At 65.6% G+C, this 21,247-nt stretch carries 20 protein-coding genes, 4 tRNA genes and 1 riboswitch; of the genes, 12 read left to right on the forward strand and 12 right to left on the reverse strand.

Going from position 1 to position 21,247, the window contains the following annotated elements:
• The first annotated feature begins 268 nt into the window (after positions 1-268).
• Entirely contained in the window at positions 269-2,224 is a 1,956-nt protein-coding gene (gene dxs, locus ON062_RS02320) for a 1-deoxy-D-xylulose-5-phosphate synthase (RefSeq protein ID WP_274645525.1), read from the forward strand.
• Positions 2,225-2,291: 67 nt separating this feature from the next.
• Here the strand turns inward: dxs and ON062_RS02325 are convergent, their stop codons facing one another.
• The 4 genes from ON062_RS02325 to ON062_RS02340 all read right to left on the reverse strand — a co-directional run bounded on the left by ON062_RS02325 (position 2,292) and on the right by ON062_RS02340 (position 7,510).
• On the reverse strand, positions 2,292-4,439 hold the full coding sequence (locus tag ON062_RS02325; RefSeq protein WP_274645526.1) for a 3-hydroxyacyl-CoA dehydrogenase NAD-binding domain-containing protein: 2,148 nt from the start codon (positions 4,437-4,439) through the stop codon (positions 2,292-2,294).
• Between the two features lie 10 nt (positions 4,440-4,449).
• The gene (locus ON062_RS02330; protein WP_274645527.1) at positions 4,450-5,655 is read right to left on the reverse strand and encodes a thiolase family protein; all 1,206 of its coding nucleotides are present in this window, start codon (positions 5,653-5,655) and stop codon (positions 4,450-4,452) included.
• Between the two features lie 72 nt (positions 5,656-5,727).
• Positions 5,728-6,927, reverse strand: a complete 1,200-nt coding sequence (locus ON062_RS02335; RefSeq protein ID WP_274645528.1) for a ribonuclease D — start codon at positions 6,925-6,927, stop codon at positions 5,728-5,730.
• Positions 6,920-7,510, reverse strand: a complete 591-nt coding sequence (locus tag ON062_RS02340; RefSeq protein WP_274645529.1) for a DUF3000 family protein — start codon at positions 7,508-7,510, stop codon at positions 6,920-6,922. The genes ON062_RS02335 and ON062_RS02340 overlap by 8 nt, the downstream gene beginning before the upstream one ends.
• Before the next feature lie 25 nt (positions 7,511-7,535).
• Between ON062_RS02340 and ON062_RS02345 the strand changes: the two genes are divergently transcribed.
• The 4 genes from ON062_RS02345 (at position 7,536) to ON062_RS02360 (ending at position 11,896) form a co-directional block, all read left to right on the forward strand.
• Complete coding sequence (locus ON062_RS02345) at positions 7,536-8,756, forward strand: S9 family peptidase (protein ID WP_274645530.1); 1,221 nt, start codon at positions 7,536-7,538, stop codon at positions 8,754-8,756.
• 65 nt (positions 8,757-8,821) lie between these two features.
• Complete coding sequence (gene zapE / locus ON062_RS02350; RefSeq protein WP_274645531.1) at positions 8,822-9,847, forward strand: cell division protein ZapE; 1,026 nt, start codon at positions 8,822-8,824, stop codon at positions 9,845-9,847.
• Positions 9,848-10,064: 217 nt separating this feature from the next.
• Entirely contained in the window at positions 10,065-11,288 is a 1,224-nt protein-coding gene (locus ON062_RS02355) for an ammonium transporter (protein WP_274645532.1), read from the forward strand.
• Positions 11,289-11,419: 131 nt separating this feature from the next.
• Complete coding sequence (locus ON062_RS02360; protein WP_274645868.1) at positions 11,420-11,896, forward strand: type II toxin-antitoxin system PemK/MazF family toxin; 477 nt, start codon at positions 11,420-11,422, stop codon at positions 11,894-11,896.
• 214 nt (positions 11,897-12,110) lie between these two features.
• Here ON062_RS02360 and gdhA read toward each other — a convergent pair whose 3' ends face one another.
• From gdhA to ON062_RS02390, 6 genes are all read right to left on the reverse strand, one after another.
• Positions 12,111-13,457 (reverse strand): NADP-specific glutamate dehydrogenase, encoded by a 1,347-nt coding sequence (gdhA, locus tag ON062_RS02365; protein ID WP_274645533.1) that lies wholly within the window; start codon positions 13,455-13,457, stop codon positions 12,111-12,113.
• A 75-nt stretch (positions 13,458-13,532) separates the two neighbouring features.
• Entirely contained in the window at positions 13,533-14,183 is a 651-nt protein-coding gene (locus ON062_RS02370) for a metalloregulator ArsR/SmtB family transcription factor (protein ID WP_274645534.1), read from the reverse strand.
• Positions 14,173-14,493, reverse strand: coding sequence for a non-heme iron oxygenase ferredoxin subunit (locus ON062_RS02375; RefSeq protein ID WP_274645535.1), 321 nt, complete (start codon positions 14,491-14,493; stop codon positions 14,173-14,175). Before ON062_RS02375 ends, ON062_RS02370 begins: the two co-directional genes overlap by 11 nt.
• Complete coding sequence (locus tag ON062_RS02380) at positions 14,474-14,914, reverse strand: group III truncated hemoglobin (RefSeq protein ID WP_274645536.1); 441 nt, start codon at positions 14,912-14,914, stop codon at positions 14,474-14,476. The genes ON062_RS02375 and ON062_RS02380 overlap by 20 nt, the downstream gene beginning before the upstream one ends.
• Positions 14,911-15,564 carry a flavin reductase family protein gene (locus tag ON062_RS02385; protein ID WP_274645537.1) on the reverse strand — a complete coding sequence of 218 codons (654 nt, stop codon included), beginning with the start codon at positions 15,562-15,564 and terminating at the stop codon, positions 14,911-14,913. Before ON062_RS02385 ends, ON062_RS02380 begins: the two co-directional genes overlap by 4 nt.
• Complete coding sequence (locus tag ON062_RS02390) at positions 15,561-15,992, reverse strand: hypothetical protein (protein WP_228178805.1); 432 nt, start codon at positions 15,990-15,992, stop codon at positions 15,561-15,563. Before ON062_RS02390 ends, ON062_RS02385 begins: the two co-directional genes overlap by 4 nt.
• Positions 15,993-16,069: 77 nt before the next feature.
• Between ON062_RS02390 and ON062_RS02395 the strand changes: the two genes are divergently transcribed.
• Both ON062_RS02395 and ON062_RS02400 read left to right on the forward strand, forming a co-directional pair.
• Complete coding sequence (locus ON062_RS02395) at positions 16,070-16,429, forward strand: DUF488 domain-containing protein (RefSeq protein ID WP_274645538.1); 360 nt, start codon at positions 16,070-16,072, stop codon at positions 16,427-16,429.
• Between the two features lie 138 nt (positions 16,430-16,567).
• Positions 16,568-17,626 (forward strand): nitronate monooxygenase family protein, encoded by a 1,059-nt coding sequence (locus ON062_RS02400; RefSeq protein WP_274645539.1) that lies wholly within the window; start codon positions 16,568-16,570, stop codon positions 17,624-17,626.
• 1 nt (position 17,627) lies between these two features.
• Here ON062_RS02400 and ON062_RS02405 read toward each other — a convergent pair whose 3' ends face one another.
• Positions 17,628-17,936 carry a hypothetical protein gene (locus ON062_RS02405; RefSeq protein ID WP_274645540.1) on the reverse strand — a complete coding sequence of 103 codons (309 nt, stop codon included), beginning with the start codon at positions 17,934-17,936 and terminating at the stop codon, positions 17,628-17,630.
• A gap of 177 nt (positions 17,937-18,113) precedes the next feature.
• Positions 18,114-18,181, forward strand: a riboswitch (guanidine-III (ykkC-III) riboswitch).
• Between the two features lie 17 nt (positions 18,182-18,198).
• On the opposite strand from ON062_RS02405, the gene ON062_RS02410 reads away from it, so the two are divergent.
• On the forward strand, positions 18,199-18,447 hold the full coding sequence (locus tag ON062_RS02410) for a hypothetical protein (protein WP_274645541.1): 249 nt from the start codon (positions 18,199-18,201) through the stop codon (positions 18,445-18,447).
• Positions 18,448-18,582: 135 nt separating this feature from the next.
• Here the strand turns inward: ON062_RS02410 and ON062_RS02415 are convergent.
• Positions 18,583-18,655 (reverse strand) — tRNA-Val (locus ON062_RS02415).
• A gap of 157 nt (positions 18,656-18,812) precedes the next feature.
• Here ON062_RS02415 and ON062_RS02420 point away from each other — a divergent pair.
• The 4 genes from ON062_RS02420 to thrS all read left to right on the forward strand — a co-directional run bounded on the left by ON062_RS02420 (position 18,813) and on the right by thrS (position 21,209).
• Positions 18,813-18,885: transfer RNA gene (locus ON062_RS02420), tRNA-Gly, on the forward strand.
• 55 nt (positions 18,886-18,940) lie between these two features.
• Positions 18,941-19,011: transfer RNA gene (locus tag ON062_RS02425), tRNA-Cys, on the forward strand.
• A gap of 26 nt (positions 19,012-19,037) precedes the next feature.
• Positions 19,038-19,112 (forward strand) — tRNA-Val (locus tag ON062_RS02430).
• 105 nt (positions 19,113-19,217) lie between these two features.
• Entirely contained in the window at positions 19,218-21,209 is a 1,992-nt protein-coding gene (gene thrS, locus ON062_RS02435; RefSeq protein WP_274645542.1) for a threonine--tRNA ligase, read from the forward strand.
• Positions 21,210-21,247 lie beyond the last annotated feature (38 nt).

The raw sequence follows: 21,247 nt of genomic DNA on the forward strand, positions 1-21,247 counted from the left end.
GATGGCTCCTTCGGTGGGGCGGGATTCCCGCTTCAATTAACCCTAGTAGTTGCCACGTTACCTAGCAGTACGTGCTTCGTTCGCTCGTCTAGTTTCGCGCCGCGATGCAACAGCGCCCGCCCCGTCAGTGATGGGGCGGGCGCTTTGCTCGTGTCGGGTAGCGGATCCTTTGCTTATCACACGTTCACTGAGCCGGCGGGTGCCCGACCGGCGCGATGTCCCACGGCTAAACTGAAACGTGCCCAGACGGGCTGGGAGAGGAGTGGGGATGTCGTTGTTGTCGTCCATCACCGGGCCGCGGGATCTCGATGCGATGAGCACGGCGCAGCTTGAGCAGCTCGCCGGCGAAGTGCGGGAGTTCTTGATTGAGAATGTGGCCCGCACCGGCGGACACCTCGGTCCGAACCTGGGTGTGGTGGAGTTGACCATCGCGCTGCATCGGATCTTCGACTCGCCCAACGACCCCGTGATCTTCGACACCGGACACCAGTCGTACGTTCACAAGTTGCTCACCGGGCGTCAAGACTTCTCGATGCTCCGTTCACGCGGTGGTCTCGCTGGCTACCCTCAGCGCTCCGAAAGCGAGCACGACGTTGTGGAGTCTTCTCACGCGTCAAGCTCCCTGAGCTGGGCGGATGGGGTGTCCCGCGCGTTTGTGCGCACAGGCCGCAAGGACCGGCATGTCGTCGCGGTTGTCGGCGATGGTTCCCTCACCGGAGGCATGACCTGGGAAGCGCTCAACAACATCTCGGACGATAACGATCGCAACTTGGTCATCGTGGTCAACGACAATGGTCGTTCGTATGCCCCCACGATCGGCGGCATGGCCCGGTATCTGAACCGTGTACGCACGGCAGACAGCTATCGAACTCTGCATCGCGGCTCCGCCGATTTGTTCCGACGCTTGGGTCCGGCCGCGCGAGCCGTCTATCGCGGTGTTCGGGGCGGCACGCACGGCTTCCTCTCCCGTTTCACCAACAACGAAGCGCTCTACTCGAACCTCGACATCAAGTACCTCGGCCCTATCGATGGCCACGACCTGCCCACTCTTCTTGAGACGCTGGCACTCGCGAAGTCCTACGGCGCTCCTGTGATCGTCCATGCGATTACAGAGAAGGGGCGTGGTTACCAACCCGCTCGCGACGACGAGGCGGACCAGTTCCACGCAGTAGGCAAGATCGACCCGACCACCGGACAGACTGTGGGCAGTTCGTCGAGCACTCCCGCGTGGACGGATGTCTTCGCGAACGAGCTTCGCGACATCGGCGATGACCGCGAGGACGTCATCGCCATGACCGCTGCCATGTTGCGTCCGACGGGGCTCTTGCCTTTCGCGCAGAAGTTCCCCGATCGCGTGTATGACGTCGGCATCGCGGAACAGCACGCTGTCGCATCTGCTGCCGGTCTCGCCTTCGGTGGTCTTCACCCGGTCGTCGCGATCTACGCGACGTTCATGAACCGCGCATTCGACCAGGTGCTGATGGACGTTGCCCTCCACCGCGCCGGCGTGACCTTCGTTCTCGATCGAGCGGGCGTTACGGGCCCTGACGGTCCCAGCCATCATGGCATTTGGGATCTGGCGATGTTGCAACTGGTGCCGCGCATCCGCATCGCCGTACCTCGCGACGCCGAACGGGTGCGGGAAGAGTTGCGTGAAGCCGTTGACGTCGAGGATGCGCCTACGGTCATCCGATTCCCCAAGGGCGCCGTCCTGCCTGACCTGCCCGCGGTGGAGCGCCTGCAGGATGGTGTTGACGTTTTGTCGCGCTCAGAAGCAAATGATGTGCTCATCGTCGGAATAGGACCGATGGCGCATGTGGCCATGGATGTCGCATCGCGCTTGAACGCTCAAGGAATCGGCACCACGGTGATCGACCCTCGTTGGGTGATACCCGTTCAGCCTTCGGTCATCTCGCTCGCAGCATCCCACCGCCTCGTCATCACCATCGAAGATGGCATCCGGGTCGGGGGGATCGGTACCCGCGTGCGCCAGGTTCTGCGTGAAGCGGGCATCGACACTGCTGTGGACGAACTGGGTGTGCCGGACGAGTTCATCGATCACGCGAGCCGCGAGCAGATCCTCGAAGACGCGGGTCTCACCGCAAGCCGTATCGCACAGGACGTCGTCGCCCAGGTGCTGGGGACGCGTGTGCCGATGGCGCGCGGTGCACACGCGCAACCGATGGAGTCCGTCGAGCACATCGCTGCCGACGAGCACCACTGAACGAACGTCGAAGGGGTGCCCGCGGCCGGCTGGCCGTGGACACCCCTTAGACGTGGGAACGAGGTTCTCAGATCGAGGCAACGCCCCGAATCGCGGGGTGGTGGAACGTGTCCTCGAACACCCGCTCGGACGCGCCCTCGCGGTCCAGGTACGCGGATGCCCCGCCATCGATGAAGGGCCACCCGGCACCCAGGATGAGACACAGGTCGATGTCTTCCACTTCGGGCACAACGCCCTCGTCGAGCATGATCTTGATCTCTTCAGCTAGGCCGTCTTGCACGCGTTGGAGGATCACATCGGATGACGCGGGGGAGTTGCCGATCGCACCACGCAGCGCCTTCTCCGCAGGCTTGGTCCACCCGGTTACCCGGCCACCCTTGTCCTTCTCGACGACGCCATCAAGCTCTGCCAACGCGTGGAAGTTGTCGTTGGCGTAAAAACGCTCCGGGAAGGCGCGGACCATGGTGTCCTGCACATGCGCGGCGACCTTCCAGCCCACCAGGTCGATGAGCTGGAACGGCCCCATCGGGAGCCCAAGCGGCGCGAATGCCTTCTCGACGTCCGCGATCGGGGTTCCCTCGTAGACGGCGCGGGCTGCTTCACCCATGACCTTCGCCAGGAGGCGATTGACGACGAAGCCGGGCGCATCCGCGGTCAGCACGGCGTTCTTGCCCAACGCGCGGGCAACCACGAAGGCTGTTGAGAGCGCGGCATCCACCGTCTGCGGGGTCTTGACGATCTCAATAAGCGGCATCACGGCCACGGGGTTGAAGAAGTGGAAACCGACGAGTCGCTCGGGGTGGGCGAGTGTGCTTCCGATCTCCTCGACCGACAGCGACGACGTGTTCGTTGCCAGGATGGCATCTTCGGCCACGATCTTCTCGATCTCGCCAAAAACCTGCTGCTTGACGCCGACCTCTTCAAACACCGCTTCGATGACGAAGTCGCAGTCTGCGTACTGAGACTTGTCGGTGGTGCCCGTCACCAGTGAACGCAGCTTGTTAGCGGTGTCGGAGTCGACACGGCCCTTTGATTCCAGCTTGCCGATTTCATCGTGAATGTACGCCACGCCCTTATCCACGCGAGCCTGATCGAGGTCGGTGATCAGAACGGGAACCTGCAACCGGCGCACGAACAGCAGGGCGAACTGGCTCGCCATGAGACCCGCGCCGATGATGCCGACCTTCGTGACCTTCTTTGCGAGGGCCTTGTCGGGTGCTCCTACAGGGCGCTTTGCGCGCTTCTGCACCAGATCGAACGCATACATCGACGCAGCGAACTGATCTCCGGTGACCAACTCGGCCAGTGCCTCGTCTTCGCGAGCGAATCCTTCGGCCTTGCTGCCGCTCTTCGCCTTGTCGAGGAGATCCAGCGCAACATACGGAGACTTGGGAACGGTGCCGATCTTGGACTCGAGCATGCCGCGCGCCATCTTGATGGCGATCGGCCACTTCGTGAGGCGCTCGAGCTTGCCCGGTACGTTCTTGCGCTCGACCGTGATCGTGCCCGTGAGCACACCGTCTGCCCATGCCAGCGAACGCTCGAGATAGGTTGACGCAGGGAAGATCGCATCCACGATGCCGTAGTCGTATGCCTGTTGGGGCTTCAACATCCGGTTCTGCTTGAGGGGATTCGAGATCACCACTTCGAGAGCGTTCTCAATACCGATGAGGTTTGGCAGCAGGTACGCGCCGCCCCACCCAGGGATGATCCCCAAGAACACCTCGGGCAGGGCGATCGCTGCCGCGGAGGCATCCACCGTGCGATACGTGGAGTTCAGTGCGATCTCGAGTCCGCCGCCAAGCGCGAGGCCATTGATGAACGCGAATGAGGGGACGCCGAGCTCGCCGAGCTTGCCCAGCACATGGTGGCCGAATTGTGCGACGAGTCGCGCGTTCTCCTTCGACCCCACCTTGCTGATGTCGCTGAGATCGGCACCCGCGGCGAGAATGTACTGCTTTCCGGTCACCGCGACCGCATCGATCTCGCCGGCGGCTGCCCGGCCACGCAAGGTGTCGAGAGTGGCGCCGAGCTCGGCGAGGGTCGCGGGGCCGAGCGTGTTGGGGCGCGTGTGGTCGCGGCCGTTGTCGAGCGTGACCAACGCGAGCACCTTGCCTGATGCGAGACGTACGTCGCGCACGAGCGAGTGGGTGACGACCTCGCCGTCGGTCATCGCGAGGATAGGCCCGAAGTCGATTTCTTCGTAGTTCGTCATCGCTTCGGTCCTACTTCTTCTTTCCGTTGTAGTGAGGGTTCTCCCAAATCACAGACCCGCCCTGGCCAAGCCCCACGCACATGGCGGTGAGCCCGTAGCGCACGTCGGGGCGCTCGGCGAATTGTGCGGCGAGCTGGATCATCAGCCGGACGCCGGACGCAGCGAGCGGGTGCCCCAGAGCGATGGCACCGCCCCACTGGTTGACCCGCGGATCGTCATCGGCGATACCGAAGTGGTCGAGGAGCGAGATCACTTGAATCGCGAAGGCTTCGTTCAGTTCGAAGAGGCCGATGTCGCCGATCGTGAGCCCGGCCTTCTTGAGTGCCTTTTCGGTCGAGGGGATCGGACCAATGCCCATCACCTCAGGCTGGACGCCGGCGAATGCGTAGGACACCATTCGCATCTTCGGGGTGAGGCCGAACTCCTTTACGGCGCCGCCGCCAGCCAGCAGCGACATCGTCGCGCCATCTGTGAGGGGAGATGACGTACCCGCGGTCACGCGGCCATGCGGCCGGAACGGGGTCTTCAATCCCGCGAGGTCAGCCATCGTCGTCTGAGGGCGACGGCCCTCGTCCTCTGTTGCAAGGCCCCATGCGCCGCTGGCGTCTTTGATCGACACCGGGACAAGGTCCGGTTGGAACTTGCCGTTGTCGTACGCCGCCTGCGCCTTGTGCTGGCTGAGCATGCCGAACCGATCGGCGCGCTCCTTGGTGAGTTCGGGGAAACGATCGTGAAGTCGCTCAGCGGTCATGCCCATGTTGAGCGCATCCGGACTGACGAGCTTCTCGGCCACGAATCGCGGGTTGGGGTCGACGTTGCTGCCGTCGAGCGGGTGACGCCCCATGTGTTCGACGCCGCCTGCGAGTGCGAGATCGTACATGCCGAGCCCAATGGAGCCGGCCATCGTTGTGACGCTGGTCATTGCGCCCGCGCACATGCGGTCGATCGCGAATCCGGGAACGGTCTGAGGGAGTCCAGCGAGAATCGCGACGCTCCGCCCGAGGGTGAGACCCTGATCGCCGGTCTGCGACGTCGCAGCGATGGCGACGTCATCGATCCGATCAGCCGGCACACCGGGGTTTCGTTCCATGAGACCGATCGTCGCCTTCACGGCGAGGTCATCCGATCGGGTGTTCCAGTACATGCCCTTCTCGCCAGCGCGCCCAAAGGGGGTACGCATTCCATCGACGAAGTAGACATCCGAAAGCTCGGCCACTCTGCCTCCAATAGTTGGGATATCGCCAGCCTAGAGAAGTGGCTCGTCGGGGTAGAACCCGGTGGCGGATTCCTACGAATCAGATTCCGGCGCTTCGGGCTCGGATTGCACGGATTCCACAAAAGCCTCGGCGATCAGCTGTGCGGTATAGGCAATCTGCCAGGGGCGAGCGCCCAGCTCCGCGAGAGCTGTGCCCACCGCGTCCGCGCTGTTTTCTGCGGGTGGCGCCCAGGCGACACGCCGCAGCAGGTCGGGAGTCAGAAGGTTTTCTGTCGGCATACCGATCGCAGTGGCCAGCTCTTCCACACGCGGGCGCGCGGCCTTCAGCCGTGCGTCGGCCGCGGGATTGCGATCAGCCCACGCGCGGGGCGGGGGGAGCGTATCGCCCCCGGACGCGCGCTCCGCTGGCGGATCCGTGTCAGCGCGCCCCCGCTCGATCGCGTCCCACCAGCGATCGAGCTGCGTGCGACTGGCCCGGCCGATGAAATCCTTATTCGCGGCGAGCGATTGCTTGCTCGTCGGGTTGGCCCGCACAGCGACAACGAGTGCCCGGTCGGGAACGAGCCGCCCTGGGGAGACGTCCTCTTGCTGTGCGTATTCCTCGCGTGCTTGCCACAGTGCGCGGGCGACGGCGAGCGCCTTGCGTCCGCGCACGGTGTGGAGGCCGCTCAGTCGTCGCCATGGGTCTTCCCGCGGTGGTTTGGCGGGGCGTCGCAATACCGCGTCGAACTCCTGAGCAGCGATATCGGTCTTACCCTGCTCGGCTAGTTCGGCCACCAATGCGTCATACACATCGATCAGGTGGACGACATCGAGAGCGGCGTACTCCAGCCACGCCTGCGGCAGCGGCCGCGTCGACCAGTCGGCGGCCGAGTGTGCCTTGGCCAGCATGATCCCGAGAGTGTCCTCGACGACGGCGCCGAGCCCGACCTTCTCGTGACCGAGGAGTCGGGCCGCAAGTTCGGTGTCAAAGATCGACGGGGGTTCGAGGGCGAGCTCGCGTAGTGACGGGAGGTCTTGGCTCGCCGCGTGTAGAACCCACTCAACGTCGCCGATCGCGCGCTGCAGGGGCGTGAAGTCGCCGATCGGCGGCGGATCAAACAAGAACACGCCCGCATCTCGGCGAAACACCTGAATTAGGTACGCGCGCTGCGAATAGCGAAAACCCGAGGCGCGTTCCACATCGACGGCTACCGGTCCAGTGCCGGCAGAAAGGGCCTCGCAGGCCTCGCGGAGTCCCTCACCGTCGTTGATGACCGAATACTCAGTCACCCGTCAGCCTTCTCGATCCCAGCATCGTTATCCCTTCAGAACCCGGCGGAAGCCCCGCCAGCATGCAGACGAGCTCTGCCCATGCTTCCACGTGCGGTGCGATGTCGCCGAGGGGTGACCATGAGGCGCGCAACTCGATCTGCGCGCCGTCGCCTTCTTCCAGCAGGGAGCCGAAGCCCTTCGACAGGATCTTCGTCGCCGTCCCGGACTCCGAGTGGAAGGCTGCGCCGTGAGCGTCCAGCGCATCGACAAGCCATGACCATGTGACGTCGGCCAGCATCGGGTCGATCCCGATGTCGGTCTCAAGCGGTGCCTGTGCGAACGAGACGATCCGCCACGAACCGTTCCAGGCAGCAGGGCCGTCTTCGTCGTGCAATAACACCAGTCGACCAGTGCCGTACGCAGACTCGATGGCGCCCTGATCGGGGCGAACGTCGCCGGCAATCGCGAACGCATGTGCCGCAAGGCCCGCGGGCGCCGCGATCTCCCGCACGGTGATGTCCCCGCGGATGTGCAAGGCCCGAACCTGTTCGACGGAGTCGTCAAACGACGACGGTCCCGCGGGAGATCGATGGTCGGTCACGCCGACAGACTAGAGTGATGCCTCGATGGTCGCTTCCAGGCGCGCCGCGATGCGCCGCGCATCTCCCACGTTCCTTGCTGGAATCCGAGCCGCGCTGACACTGCTCAGCCTGGCTCTCACCGCCGTGCTCGCTGCACTCGGCGTCGCTTCAGTCCATATGGCGCGTCGGGTGGTGACTCCCGCCGCGCGCGTGCCGGACACCGAGATTATTGGGGTGGATGCTTCGGCGCAGACCATCACGCTGGCCCGCACACCCGACACTGAACTGCCCGGACGGTACGGGCTGTTCACATCGGGTGTCGAAAAGTACGTAAAGGTCGGCTCGGTCTTGGGCATGAGTGAAGGTGCGGTCACGCGCAAGCTGTTGACCCACATCGGGTCGGATGCCGATGTTTCGCCACACGCCGCATTCAGTGGGTGGTACTACGACAGTCCAGACCAGCTGCACCTGCCGTTCACGTCTGAACTGATCGGTACGACGGTCGGGCCATGCCCGGCGTGGCTGTTCCCAGCCGGCGACAACGATGTCTGGGTCATCCAGATCCATGGGCGGGGTACTACACGTGCGGAGGCGCTGCGCGCTGTTCCGCTGTTTCATGGCGCTGGGATCACGTCCCTTCTCGTGTCATACCGCAACGACGGTGAGGCGCCGCGCAGCAAGACGGGTACTTACGCGCTCGGGGCTACCGAGTGGCGCGACGTTGATGCCGCGATCGGTTTCGCGCGCCGGCGCGGTGCCTCACGGGTGATCCTGATGGGGTGGTCGATGGGCGGGGCGATCGCTTTGCAGGCCTCGCTGAACTCGGCGCACCGATCGCACATCGCTGGGGTGATCCTCGAGTCGCCGGTGGTCGATTGGCGAATCGTGCTCGAGTACCAGGCAGCCTTCATGCATGTGCCGCCGTCTGTGACGTCGCTGGCGTTGGGTGCACTCGGCACGGGCTGGGCGGCGTCGCTGACGGGCACGGGCGCACCGATCCCCTTTGATCGCTTGAACATCGTCGCGCGGGCCGGCGAGCTGCAGCATCCGATTCTCCTACTCCACAGCGATGATGACGGCTTCGTGCCCTCGGATGCCTCGCACGAGTTGGCGCGCGCGCGACCGGACCTCGTCGAGATGCACGTCTTCGCTACCGCGCGCCACACCAAGTTGTGGAACTACGACCAGGATCGCTGGACGGCCATCATCGGCGATTGGTTGCGCGAGCGTGAGCTCACATTGCAGGACTCGTCAGCGTCGCACTGAACGCGCCGTAGAGTGGGGGAGCGGCAGCGAACCCTCCCGCTCAATCGAAGGACTTCGGAATCCGCATGACCACCACCTCGACCGGCTTCGTCAAGCTTTCAGATCGCTCTCCGGAGCTGTCCGGCGCCGAGATGGTGGCTGCGCTTGTCCCACCACCGCAATTTTCGGAAGCCACGTTCGATACCTATCGAGCGGATGCCGACTACCCTTCTCAGCAGGAGGCGAAAGAACTGCTTCGCACGTTCGCGGGCGGCGCGCCTATGGAACGCACGGGACTCTTCCGGCGTGCGAAGAAGCAAGCGCCGCTCAAGCCCGGTGTCTACCTGGATGGTGGATTCGGCGTCGGCAAGACCCACCTGCTGGCGGCGGTGTATCACGCGATGCCAGCGCGCCGGAAGTACTTTGGATCGTTCATCGAGTACACCGCGCTCGTGGGGGCCATGGGTTATCAGAACACTGTCGCCTTGTTCCGTGGCGCAGACCTGCTCTGCATCGACGAGTTCGAGCTCGATGATCCCGGGGACACGATGGTGATGACGCGACTGCTGGCTGAGCTGGTCGCTTCGGGAACCCGACTGGCTGCAACATCGAACACCCCGCCCAATGCGTTGGGCGAGGGCCGCTTCGCTGCTCAGGACTTCCTCCGTGAGATTCACGCCATGTCCGACAGCTTCCAGACGATCCGGATTGATGGCACCGATTACCGCCATCGCGCGGTGGACGGACACGCGGTGGTGCTCACGGACGCTGAGTACGAAGAAGAAATGCAGACACGCGCGGAGGCCGGTCTCGTCTCGGATGATGAATTCGGTGAGCTCGTCACACGGCTGGCGCAGGTGCATCCGTCGCGCTACATCCGCGTGATCGATGGCATCTCAACCGTGGGTCTTCGAAACGTCACACCCTTCATCGACCAGTCTGCGGCGCTGAGGTTCGTCGCGTTCATCGACCGCGTATACGACGCGCAGGTGCCGATTCGTGCGACCGGCACGAGCCTTGATCTGGTGTTCCCCGAGGAGATGCTGACAGGCGGCTACCGGAAGAAGTACCTGCGGGCGATTTCGCGCCTGGTTGCCTGTACTCTCGCCTGAGGCGCTCGCCTCACCATCTGTCGAAACTCGCGGCACGCTCACGTTCACGCGAAACCTGATGTTTACCTCAGGGCCGATCGCGTAACAGGTGTGAAACACAGGGTGCACGCCGCGCGAAACTCCCGCTTGTCAGACTGGGCCACGCCCGGACAGCCGCTACACCCGACCCAGCGGCCGCTCGGCACCTCGAGAAACATGACAATGAGTGAGGAATCTCATGGATAGCGGAAATTTCGCGTGGTCGATCGCAGCAACCGCGCTGGTTCTGTTCATGACCCCGGGCGTCGCCTTCTTCTACGGCGGACTCGTGAAGGCAAAGAGCGTCGTCAGCATGATGATGATGAGCTTCGGGGCAATGGGCCTGATCAGCGTTCTGTGGATCCTGTACGGATTCAACATGAGCCTCGGAGGCGGCACGTTCGCTTTCTCGGGCAACCCCTTCGCTGACTTCGGACTTGCACAGGCCGATAGCGCAACGCTCGTCGGCGCCACCTTCGGCGCAACGTTCGCGATCATCACGGTCGCCCTCATCTCGGGCTCGATCGCAGACCGCGCCAAGTTCGGATCGTGGATGCTGTTCGCGGGCCTGTTCGCGACAATCGTCTACTTCCCGGTTGCCGCCTGGGTCTGGGGCGACGGCTGGATCTTCAACTGGGGTGACAGCACGGGACTCCCGGCGGTCATCGACTACGCCGGTGGCACCGCGGTGCACATCAACGCGGGTGCTGCCGCTCTCGCCCTCGCACTCGTCCTCGGCAAGCGCATCGGCTTCCAGAAGGGCATCCAGAAGCCCCACAACGTTCCGCTGACGCTGCTCGGCGCCGCGATCCTGTGGTTCGGCTGGTTCGGCTTCAACGCTGGTGCAGAGGGCACCTTCGGCTTGCTCGGTCCGGACAACACCGGTGCGGGACTCATCGTTGTCAACACGCTCGGTGCAACCGCTGCCGCCATCCTCGGTTGGCTCATCGTGGAGAAGCTCAAGGACGGCAAGGCGACGTCCGTCGGCGCTGCCTCGGGTGCTGTTGCTGGTCTCGTTGCCATCACGCCGGCCTGCGCCAACCTGACGCCCGGTTGGGCACTGCTCCTCGGTGTCGTTGCCGGTGCCGTGTGCGCCCTGGCTGTCGAGCTCAAGTGGAAGCTCGGCTTCGATGACTCGCTCGACGTCGTCGGAATCCACCTCGTCGGCGGCATCATCGGAACGCTCTACCTCGGCTTCTTCGCGACCGAGACGGGCCTGTTCCTCGGTGGCGGCGCTGGTCAGCTGGTGTCGCAGCTGGTGGCCGCAGCAGGCGTCCTGGTCTACTCCTTCGTGGTCGCCTACATCATCGGCTTCGCGATCCAGAAGACCCTGGGCTTCCGCATCAAGAACGAGGACGAGATCGCCGGTGTGGACACCGTCGTTCATGGCGAAGAGGGCTACCTCCTCGCCGAGCGCGTCTGATACGCCATCATCGCCCGGAGGGCGTCGCAACCACGGTTGCGGCGCCCTCCGGCGTTTGGGCGGATGTGTATGGTGGCGTCGTGAGTCGAACCCACCGCTTCATCAATGCCGTTGCTTCCGCTCTCGGCCTCATTCGGTCGACAACGCGACAGACAACGCCTGCCGTGGTGCACGACCGTTCCACCCAGACAGTTGAGGTGCGGCCTCCGGCTCGACACGCTCTGCGCCTCGCGTACGAGCCGTCGATCGACGGGGATCCCGATGCGGGCGAGATCGTATGGACGTGGGTCCCGTACGCCGAGCGTGACGGTCGAGGAAAGGACCGCCCGGTGCTCGTGATCGCCACGCACGGTCCGGATCGCGTGTACGCAGTTAAACTCACTTCTCGCTCACACGACGGGGATCGGGACTTTCTATCGATTGGGTCGGGTCCGTGGGACTCGCGAGGGCGTGAATCGTGGGTCGATCTTGATCAGATCTACAGTGTGCACACGCGGGGAATGCGCCGCGAGGCCAGCGCGCTGGATATTGATCGGTTCACACGGGTGGCGTACGAGCTGCAGCGACGGTACGGATGGTCCGCCGACGGCGCAGGCGGCGCTCGATGAATGACGGGAGGCCGATTCCCCTGATTCTTCGGGACCGCCGCGGCCCTCTTGGACCTCGGAATCCGCCCTCGGGGTGATTTTGGGGTGAGCGCGTAGGTTTCTCGCCGTGGCCGTCCGGTGACCGCTCATCCGATGAAGGTCTCCCGGCCAGCCTGCTGCGGCGCGGGCGTTCAGCGTACGACTGTCACGAAACCCAGTCGGAGACGTCCGAGGCTCAAATGAGACCGAGGGCGAGCATGGCGTCGGCGACTTGGGTGAAGCCGGCGATGTTGGCTCCGGCGACGTAGTCGCCGGGCTTTCCGTAGGTATCCGCGGTCTCCAGGCAGCGGTCGTGGATGGAGCGCATGATCTCGCCGAGGCGCTCGTCGGTGTGCTGGAAGGTCCAGGAGTCGCGGGAGGCGTTCTGCTGCATCTCGAGTGCGCTGGTGGCGACGCCGCCGGCGTTCACGGCCTTGCCGGGCGCGAACAGGACGCCGGCCTCACGGAGTGCGCGGATCGCCTCGGGTGTGGTTGGCATGTTCGCGCCTTCGGCCACGATGCGGGTGCCGCCCCGGATCAGCGCCGCGGCGCCGGTGGCGTCGAGCTCGTTCTGGGTCGCGCAGGGCAGCGCGATCTTGCAGGGCACGTCCCAGATCGACCCGCCGGGGATGAAGCGGGTGGTGGAGCGCTGCTGGGCGTAGTCGCTGACGCGGCCGCGATGACCGTTCTTGATCTCCTTGAGCAGTTCCAGGTCGATCCCCGTTTCATCGACGACGTAGCCGTCGGAGTCGGAGCAGGCGACCACGATGGCGCCGAGTTGCTGGGCCTTCTCGATCGCGTAGATCGCGACGTTGCCGGAGCCGGAGACGACCACTCGCTTGCCGTCCAGGGCGTCGCCGGCGTCGCGTAGCATCTCGTCCACGAAGTAGACGGTGCCGTAGCCGGTGGCCTCGGTGCGCACCTGGGAGCCGCCCCAGGTCAGGCCCTTGCCGGTGAGTACGCCGGACTCATAGCGATTGGCGATGCGCTTGTACTGGCCGAACAGGTAGCCGATCTCGCGGCCGCCGACGCCGATGTCGCCTGCTGGCACGTCGGTGTACTCGCCGATGTGGCGGGACAGCTCGGTCATGAAGGACTGGCAGAACCGCATCACCTCGGCGTTCGAGCGTCCCTTCGGGTCGAAATCGCTGCCGCCTTTCGCGCCGCCGATCGGCATGCCGGTGAGGGCGTTCTTGAAGATCTGCTCGAAGCCGAGGAACTTCACGATGCCGAGGTAGACGGACGGGTGGAAGCGCAGGCCGCCCTTGTAGGGGCCGAGCGCGGAGTTGAACTGGACGCGGAAGCCGCGGTTGAGCTGGACCCGGCCGGCGTCGTCGGTCCACGGGACGCGGAAGATGATCTGCCGCTCCGGCTCGCACAGCCGCCGGATGATCTCGGCGTCCGCGTACTCGGGGTGCTTGGCCACGACCGGGCCGAGGCTCTCCAGGACCTCGCGGACGGCCTGGTGGAACTCGGCCTCGCCGGGGTTGCGGCGCACGACCTCCTCGAAGACCGGCGTCAGGGACTCATCCAGTACGGACACGGTGGGACTCCATTTCGGTGGTGCGCTGCCGCGGGTGCGGCATGTGGGCCGGCTCGCGGCACACGGGTTCCGACGCTACCAGGACGCGGCGAGGGCGGGTTCGAGGGTGACGAGACAGAGGTCGGGCTCGGCGAAGGGGACGAGGCGGGAACGAGTGCCGCTCGGTTCGAGAAGCTGTTCGATGAGTCCGCGGTGGACGGCGCACACCACCTGAGGGTGCTCGCGGGCGGCGTCGCGGAACGGGCAGGCGCGCAGCCGGATCTGCTGTTCGTGGGGGTCGGGGTCGAAGCCGAGCCGGTCGAGGACGTCGACGAGTCCTGCTGCGGGGTCGGTGTCAGTGAGTGGGTCGAAGCTGTCGGCCCAGCGGCGGCCGGCGTCGACGGACTCGGTGCTGGCGGTGTCGCCTGCTGCGAGGGCGCTGGCGAGGACGTGGATGAGCTGTTCGCGGGACTCCTCATCTCGCTCGGGGCCGGCCGGGGTGTAGAGGATCCGGGGGCGTCCGCGCCGCGGCTCGCTGCCGGTGCGGCGGTGGGCGAGGCCGGCGTCGGCCAGGCGGTCGAGATGGAATCGGGCGGTCGTGACGTGGACGCCGAGCCGGTCCGCCACGGCTGCAGCATCGAGGGGGGCGTTGGCGGCATGCAGTTCGTCGAGGACTTTGCGGCCGGCCGCGGAGGGCGACGCGGCACGGTGCTGTTCGGGGCGGTGCTCGATCTGCTCAGGTGACATAGATCATCCCGTCGTGGACTTCGATGCGGCGGGTCGTCAGGGGGCGGTCGGCGGGCAGGGTCAGTGCCTGGCCGGTGGCGAGGTCGAAGCGTGCCCCGTGGGCCCAGCACTCCACGGTGCGGCCCTCGATGAAGCCGTCGGCCAGGGAGATCTGGGCGTGGGTGCAGGTGTCGTCGACCGCGCGGATGACTCCGGTGTCGTCGCGGACGATCAGGATCGCCTGACCGTCTATGACCTTCCGTATGGGCTGGCCGGTGCGCAGCTCGGTCTCGGCGTAGACGAGCGAGGGTTCACGGGTTGAGGCGGGCATCGGCAGGCTCCTGGTCGGGGCGGCGGGTGATGGTCTCGAAGGCGCTGCCGGAGCGCCCGGCCAGGCGTCGCAGCATCGAGGCGGCGATGCGGTCGGCCTGCACCTTGGCGTGTTCGGCGACCGGGCCGGCGAACCGGTCGTCGAGGGCCTGGTTCCACAGTTCCAGCCACCGGTCGAAGTGCTCGGCGGTGAGCGGATGCCGTGCGTGGAGGACGAGGTGGAGCTGGAGCGCGTTGCGGTGATAGCGGTCGGCGCGGAACAACACGGTCTCCCAGAAGTCGCACATGATCGGCAGGTGGCGCTCCAGATCCAGCTTCGCGACCTCGGTGAAGATCGGCCCCAGCAGCGGGTCAGCGAACGCCGCCCGGTAGAACCCGGTCACGAGCTCAGCGACGTCCGTGCGATCCGCGAGATCCCTCATGGTGTGCGCCCCGCGATGTCGCTGGTGGGGCGGTGGCCGTGCTCGGCGCCGAGGCCGAAGTAGTGCCGGAAGGAGTAGATCATCGGCCGCCAGGCACGCGGGTCGATGTGCTCGGTGCCCGGCACCACGATTTCCGGCGCGGCATGCACACGGGTGACCTCGGCCTCGACCAGGTGATACTCGCCGAGCCCCGGAGTGACTCGGCGGACGACGGCCTCCAACTGCAGCACGCACTCGGCCACCCGCGGCGGGGTCACCGTCTCCGATGCGCGCGGGGTGAGGCCCGCGGCGGCGAACTTGTCGGCGACATGCCGGTAGCGAGGCGCCTTCGAGGCCGGTACGGGGTTCTTGCCGGTGGTGTCGCCGATCGTCTCGACCGCCTCCCACAACTCCGGCTGGGGGAAGCTGACGGTCAGCTCCGGTAGGGCGAGGACGTTGTCGATGGTCTGACCGCCGTCCTCCAGGCCGATCACGAGCATCTGCCCGAGCGCCCAATACGAGGACGCGGCGGCCAGGTTCGCGGTGCCGTCCGGGTTCCGCGAGGCGATCAGCATCACCGGGGTGCCCACGTAGAGGATGCTGGGACGGATCACCACACGCGCCGCCCCGACCTCGGTCGCTGCCCTGCTCGGCTCGGAATGCTCGGTCATGACGCCAACAGGAGAACGCCGAGGGCGATGAGCAGCCCGACCTTGACGACTTCGAGAGCGATGTAGCCCAGGTGCAGGCCGGTGCGGGGTGCATGGTCGGCCGATCCTTCGGTGCGGACCTTGCGGTCCATCAGCGGCCGCAGCACGAGCGCGCCGAGCCCGAGGGCGACGCCGACCGCGACGACCAAGGCGAGCTGCGCCGGCGATGCGTCGGCCGCGCTCACCAGCACTCCGGCGAGGACGGCGAGCCACAGGACGGCCTCGGCGATGTTCAGCGCCCGGAACACGAGCCGGCCGATGCCGACCCCGAGCGGGATCGTGATGCCAGGGGCACGGAACTTCAGCGGCGCCTCCAGGAACGAGATCGCCAGCACCATCCCGAGCCAGGTGAACACCGCCGCGATCTGCACGCCCAGGGCCGCCGTCATGATCCGTCCACCTCCAATAAACTGGAGTAGTCTCCTGTTTAATCAGAGCCTACTCGCACCAACGGAGGGGGCGCATCGTGACCGAGGGCCTGCGCCTCAAGCGGGTCTACGACGCCCCCGAGCCCGGCGACGGCTTCCGGGTGCTGGTCGACCGGCTCTGGCCGCGAGGGCTGAGCCGGCAACGCGCCTGCCTTGACCTGTGGTGCAAGCAGATCGCCCCAAGCCCCGGCCTGCGCACCTGGTGGGACCACGACCCGGCCCGCTTCGCAGCGTTCACCGACCGCTACCGTGCCGAGCTCACCGACAACCCGACGCTCGAGGAACTGGGCGCGCTGCTGCGCGACCACCCGTCCGCGACGCTCCTCTATGCGGCGCGCGACCCGCAGATCAACCACGCGATCGTGCTCCGCGACGTCCTCCAGGAGCACGCGCGATGACCGAAGCGGCCGCCGAGGGCGGGGAGGCGGTGTGCTGGCTGGACCGGGTCTGCCCGGACTGCGGCGCGCTCACCTCGCCTGATGCGGAGGCCTGCTGGCGGTGCGGCATCCCCACCCCGAACCGACAGGAGCACACGAATGAGCGGGACTAGACGGCTGGAGGAACTGCTCGGCATTCAGACGCCGATCGTGCTCGGCCCCTTCGGCGGGCTGTCCTCGGTGGAGCTGACCGCCGCGGTCAGCGGCCTCGGCGGCCTCGGCTCCTACGGCCTGTATGGCTATACCCCGGAGCGCATCCGCGAGACGGTGCAGGCGCTGCGCGCGGCGACCGCGAACCCGTTCGCCGTGAACCTATGGCTGCCGACCGGGGACGAGGTCGACCCGATCGACGCCGACCTGGACGCCGCGATCGGCGCCGTGGCCCCGTTCTTCGCCGAGCTCGGCATCGACGTCCCGCCGGTGCCGGCCCGGTTCCTGCCCGACATCGACGAACAGCTCGAAACCGTGCTCGAGACGCGGCCCGCCGCGGTGAGCCTCGTCTACGGCGTGCCCCCGGCCTGGTTCCTCGACCGCGCCCACAGCCTCGGGATCCGGGTGATCGGCACCGCCACGACCGCCGAGGAAGCGGTCGCACTCGAAGCCAGCGGCGCCGACGCGATCGTCGCGACCGGCTTCGAGGCCGCCGGCCACCGGGTCTCCTTCCTAGCCCCGGCCGAACAGTCCCTGGTCGGCACGATCGCGCTCGTACCGCAGGTCGTCGACGCCGTCACGATTCCCGTCGTCGCGGCCGGCGGGATCGGCGACAGCCGCGGAGTCGCCGCTGCCTTTGCACTCGGCGCCTCCGGCGTCCAGGTCGGCACCGCCTTCCTGCGCACCCGGCAGTCCGCCGCCCCCGACGCGCACCGGGAGGCGATCAGCCACAGCCCCGCGCACGGCACCATGCTGACCCGGGCGATGAGCGGCCGCCTGGCCCGCGGCATCCCCAACCGCGCCACCAGCACGATCGAAGATCAGCGGGCGATCGCCCGGTTCCCCGCACAGAACTGGCTCACCGGCCAGTTCCGCACCGAAGCCGCCCGCCAGAACCATGGCGAGCTGCTCTCACTGTGGGCAGGACAAGCGGCCGCGGTGTCCCGCTCGACCGAAGCAGACGAGGTGTTCGCCGAACTCACCGCAGGCGTGCCCGATGGACACTGAGCTACGCGCCAGCACAACCATCGACGCGGACCCGGCGGCCGTGTTCAGCCACTTCACCGACCCCGTGCTGCTCACGCACTGGCTCGCCACCACGGCCCGCATCGCCCGCACCGACGCCGGCCAGGTACTCCACGCCGACGCCGACGGCCGGCACATCACCGCACTCGCCCTCGATCAGCGCCCCGCCGGCTGGGTCATCTACCAATGGCGCATCACATGGCCCGGAGAGCCCCAACCACTCGACACCCGACTCGAACTCGCCATCCACCGCGACGCGAACCTGATCCGCGTCGACGTCGTCCACTGGCACCTGGACGCACGATTCCTAGCAGGACTGGCACTCGCGACTCGAACGACTGCAACACACGGCAGGCGCCCGATAGGCCGCCCGCCCTCACGCATGCAGCGGCGCATCCAGCCGCGATGCAGTGTGTATGCCATCTGCCCTGCGATCTCTCAGACAGCGCGGCGACGCCGTGGGGGAATGGCAGGGCAGCCGACAGTAGGTGCGCCCGGACGAGACACGCCGTACCCGGAACGACAAGACGACGACCCGAAAGAGGCGCATCGTCATGTTCGAACAAATCGTCCAGATCGCTGGAGCTCTGCTGATCCTCAGCGCATTCGTCGCCACACAAACACGCCGCCTGAAGCACGATTCCTGGACTTACCTCCTACTCAACCTGGTCGGCTCCGCGACGCTCGCAGTCCTGGCACTCCAAGGACAGCAATGGGGATTCCTACTCCTGGAGGGCGTCTGGGCCATCGTCTCCATCGCAGGAGTGATCACCAAGCTGCGTACTCACGGCGAATCGCAGTAAGTAGCGCGTCTAGCGGATGCCGTCCCGATATGGCCGAGTGAACGGTCCATCACTACGACGGCCACGCATGGAACTGAGCGCGCGAAAAAGCCCCGTTCACTCGCGGCTTCCGCGTGATTCCGGGGCTGTATCCGGTGGGCGATACCAGACTCGAACTGATGACCTCTTCCGTGTGAAGGAAGCGCGCTACCAACTGCGCCAATCGCCCCTTTGGCCCCAACGGGCCGGTTCACGATACTACCTGATCCCCGAGGCAGGAACGAACCACATACGGTGACACGCGCGGGGTGCCGCCAGTTTTGCACATTGGCCGATCTGAGCTAATGTTTAACGAGTGCCCGGGGTGCGAATCCCGGAAACAAAATGCGGATGTAGCGCAGTTGGTAGCGCATAACCTTGCCAAGGTTAGGGTCGCGAGTTCGAGTCTCGTCATCCGCTCGAGTGTAGGGAAGCTTTCGGAGAATGGCTCCCGGCACGTGGGGTCAAACCACACGGTGGCGTGGCCGAGCGGCTAGGCACCGGCCTGCAAAGCCGTTTACACGGGTTCGAATCCCGTCGCCACCTCGCCTCATAACTGAATAGCCTTTTAGGCGCGATTGGCGCAGCGGTAGCGCGCTTCCCTGACACGGAAGAGGTCACTGGTTCGATCCCAGTATCGCGCACCACCACAAAACCCCCGGCTTTCCGGGGGTTTTTTGTGTTCCTCTCTGGTCCGCTCATGCCAGACCTGGTGCGGTGGGAGCTTTCCGAGTCGTCGATAGACTGGGGGTGTGACTGATGTGTCGTATCCCGCGGATGGTTTCGCTCTGTTCCCCGACCGCTCCGTCGTCGCCCTGCGGGTGAACGGCGAACTCAAAGACCTCGCGACGGTGGTCACAGAAGCGGATGATGTAGAACCCGTCACGATCGACAGCGCCGATGGCCTCAGCATCCTGAGGCACTCGACGGCCCACGTGCTTGCACAGGCCGTGCAGAGGATCAACCCGCAGGCGAACCTGGGCATCGGCCCGCCTATCACCGACGGCTTCTACTACGACTTTCAGGTGGATGAGCCCTTCACTCCCGAAGACGTCAAGGCCATCAAAAAGGAGATGGAACGCATCGTCCGCGAAGGTCAGCGTTTCGTCCGCCGTGTCGTGACCGACGATGAAGCCCGCGCCGAGCTTGCCGACGAACCGTTCAAGCTGGAACTGATTGGGCTCAAGGGTGGGTCTGCTGAAGCCGCCGAAGGGGCGTCCGTCGAAGTCGGCGCCGGTGAACTGACGATCTACGACAACACGAACCGCGACGGTGAGACGGTCTGGAAAGACCTGTGTCGCGGGCCGCATGTGCCAGGCACACGCATGATCGGAAACGGATGGGACCTGACCCGCGTCGCCGGCGCATATTGGCGGGGGAGCGAGAAGAATCCCCAGCTGCAGCGCATCTACGGCACTGCCTGGCCGACGAAGGACGAACTCCGCGCATATCAGCAACGACTTGAAGAAGCCGCGAAGCGCGATCACCGCAAACTCGGCAAGGAGCTCGACCTGTTCTCGTTCCCCGACGAGATCGGGCCGGGTCTGTCGGTGTTCCATCCCAAGGGCGGCATCATCCGCTACGAGATCGAGCGCTACATGCGCGAGCGGCTGCTCGCCAGTGGCTACGACGTGGTGAACACGCCGCACATCACCAAGGGTGATCTGTTCATGACCAGTGGTCACCTCCAGTGGTACGCCGATGGCATGTACCCCCCGATGGTGCTCGACGAGGTTGTCGACGAAGACGGGCACACCTCACGTGAGGGTCAGGAGTACTACCTGAAGCCCATGAACTGCCCGTTCCACAATCTGATTTTCCGCTCTCGTGGGCGCAGCTATCGTGAGTTGCCTTTGCGACTGAGCGAGTTCGGTTCCGTGTACCGATATGAGAAGAGCGGCACACTCGCGGGACTCACACGCGTACGCGGTATGACTCAAGATGACACGCACATCTACGTCACGGCTGACCAAGTCAAGGGTGAGCTCACACACAGTCTCGAGTTCGTGCTGCAGACGCTCCGGGACTATGGGCTGAACGATTTCTATCTCGAGCTGTCAACTAAAGAAGACGGAAATCCGAAGTTCATCGGGGCCGACGAGATGTGGACCGAGGCGACCCAGACACTGCGCGAGGTGGCAGAAGCTTCGGGACTCGAACTCGTCGCAGATCCCGGCGGCGCCGCGTTCTACGGCCCCAAGATCTCGGTCCAGGCGCGCGACGCGATCGGTCGCACCTGGCAGATGTCGACGATCCAGCTCGATTTCAATCAGCCCGAGCGGTTTGAACTTGAGTACACCGGCCCCGATGGCGAGAAGCACCGCCCGGTCATGATTCACCGGGCGCTCTTCGGTTCGATCGAGCGGTTCTTCGCTATCCTGCTCGAGCACTACGCGGGAGCCTTCCCTGTGTGGCTGGCGCCGGTTCAGGTCGTGGGCGTGCCCGTGGCCGATGACTTCGCCGACCATCTTGACGACGTCATCTCCGGGCTTCGTGCCGCAGGTGTACGCGCCGAACTCGACCGCAGTGACGACCGCATGCAGAAGAAGATTCGCACGCATACGACGCAGAAGGTGCCGCTCATGCTCATCGCCGGTGCGCAGGATCGGGATGCCGGCACGGTGTCGTTCCGCTTCCGTGACGGTTCTCAGGAGAACGGGGTTCCCGTCGCAGATGCCGTGCGCCGTATCTCGGAGGCGATCGCTTCCAAGGCGCTGGTGAACACCGCCGAGGACTTCGCGTGACGTCAGCATCCGACCTCCCTCGCCCCAGCACGGCGGGG

The sequence above is a fragment of the Microbacterium sp. C7(2022) genome (genome assembly GCF_028823665.1).
GTDB lineage: Bacteria > Actinomycetota > Actinomycetes > Actinomycetales > Microbacteriaceae > Microbacterium.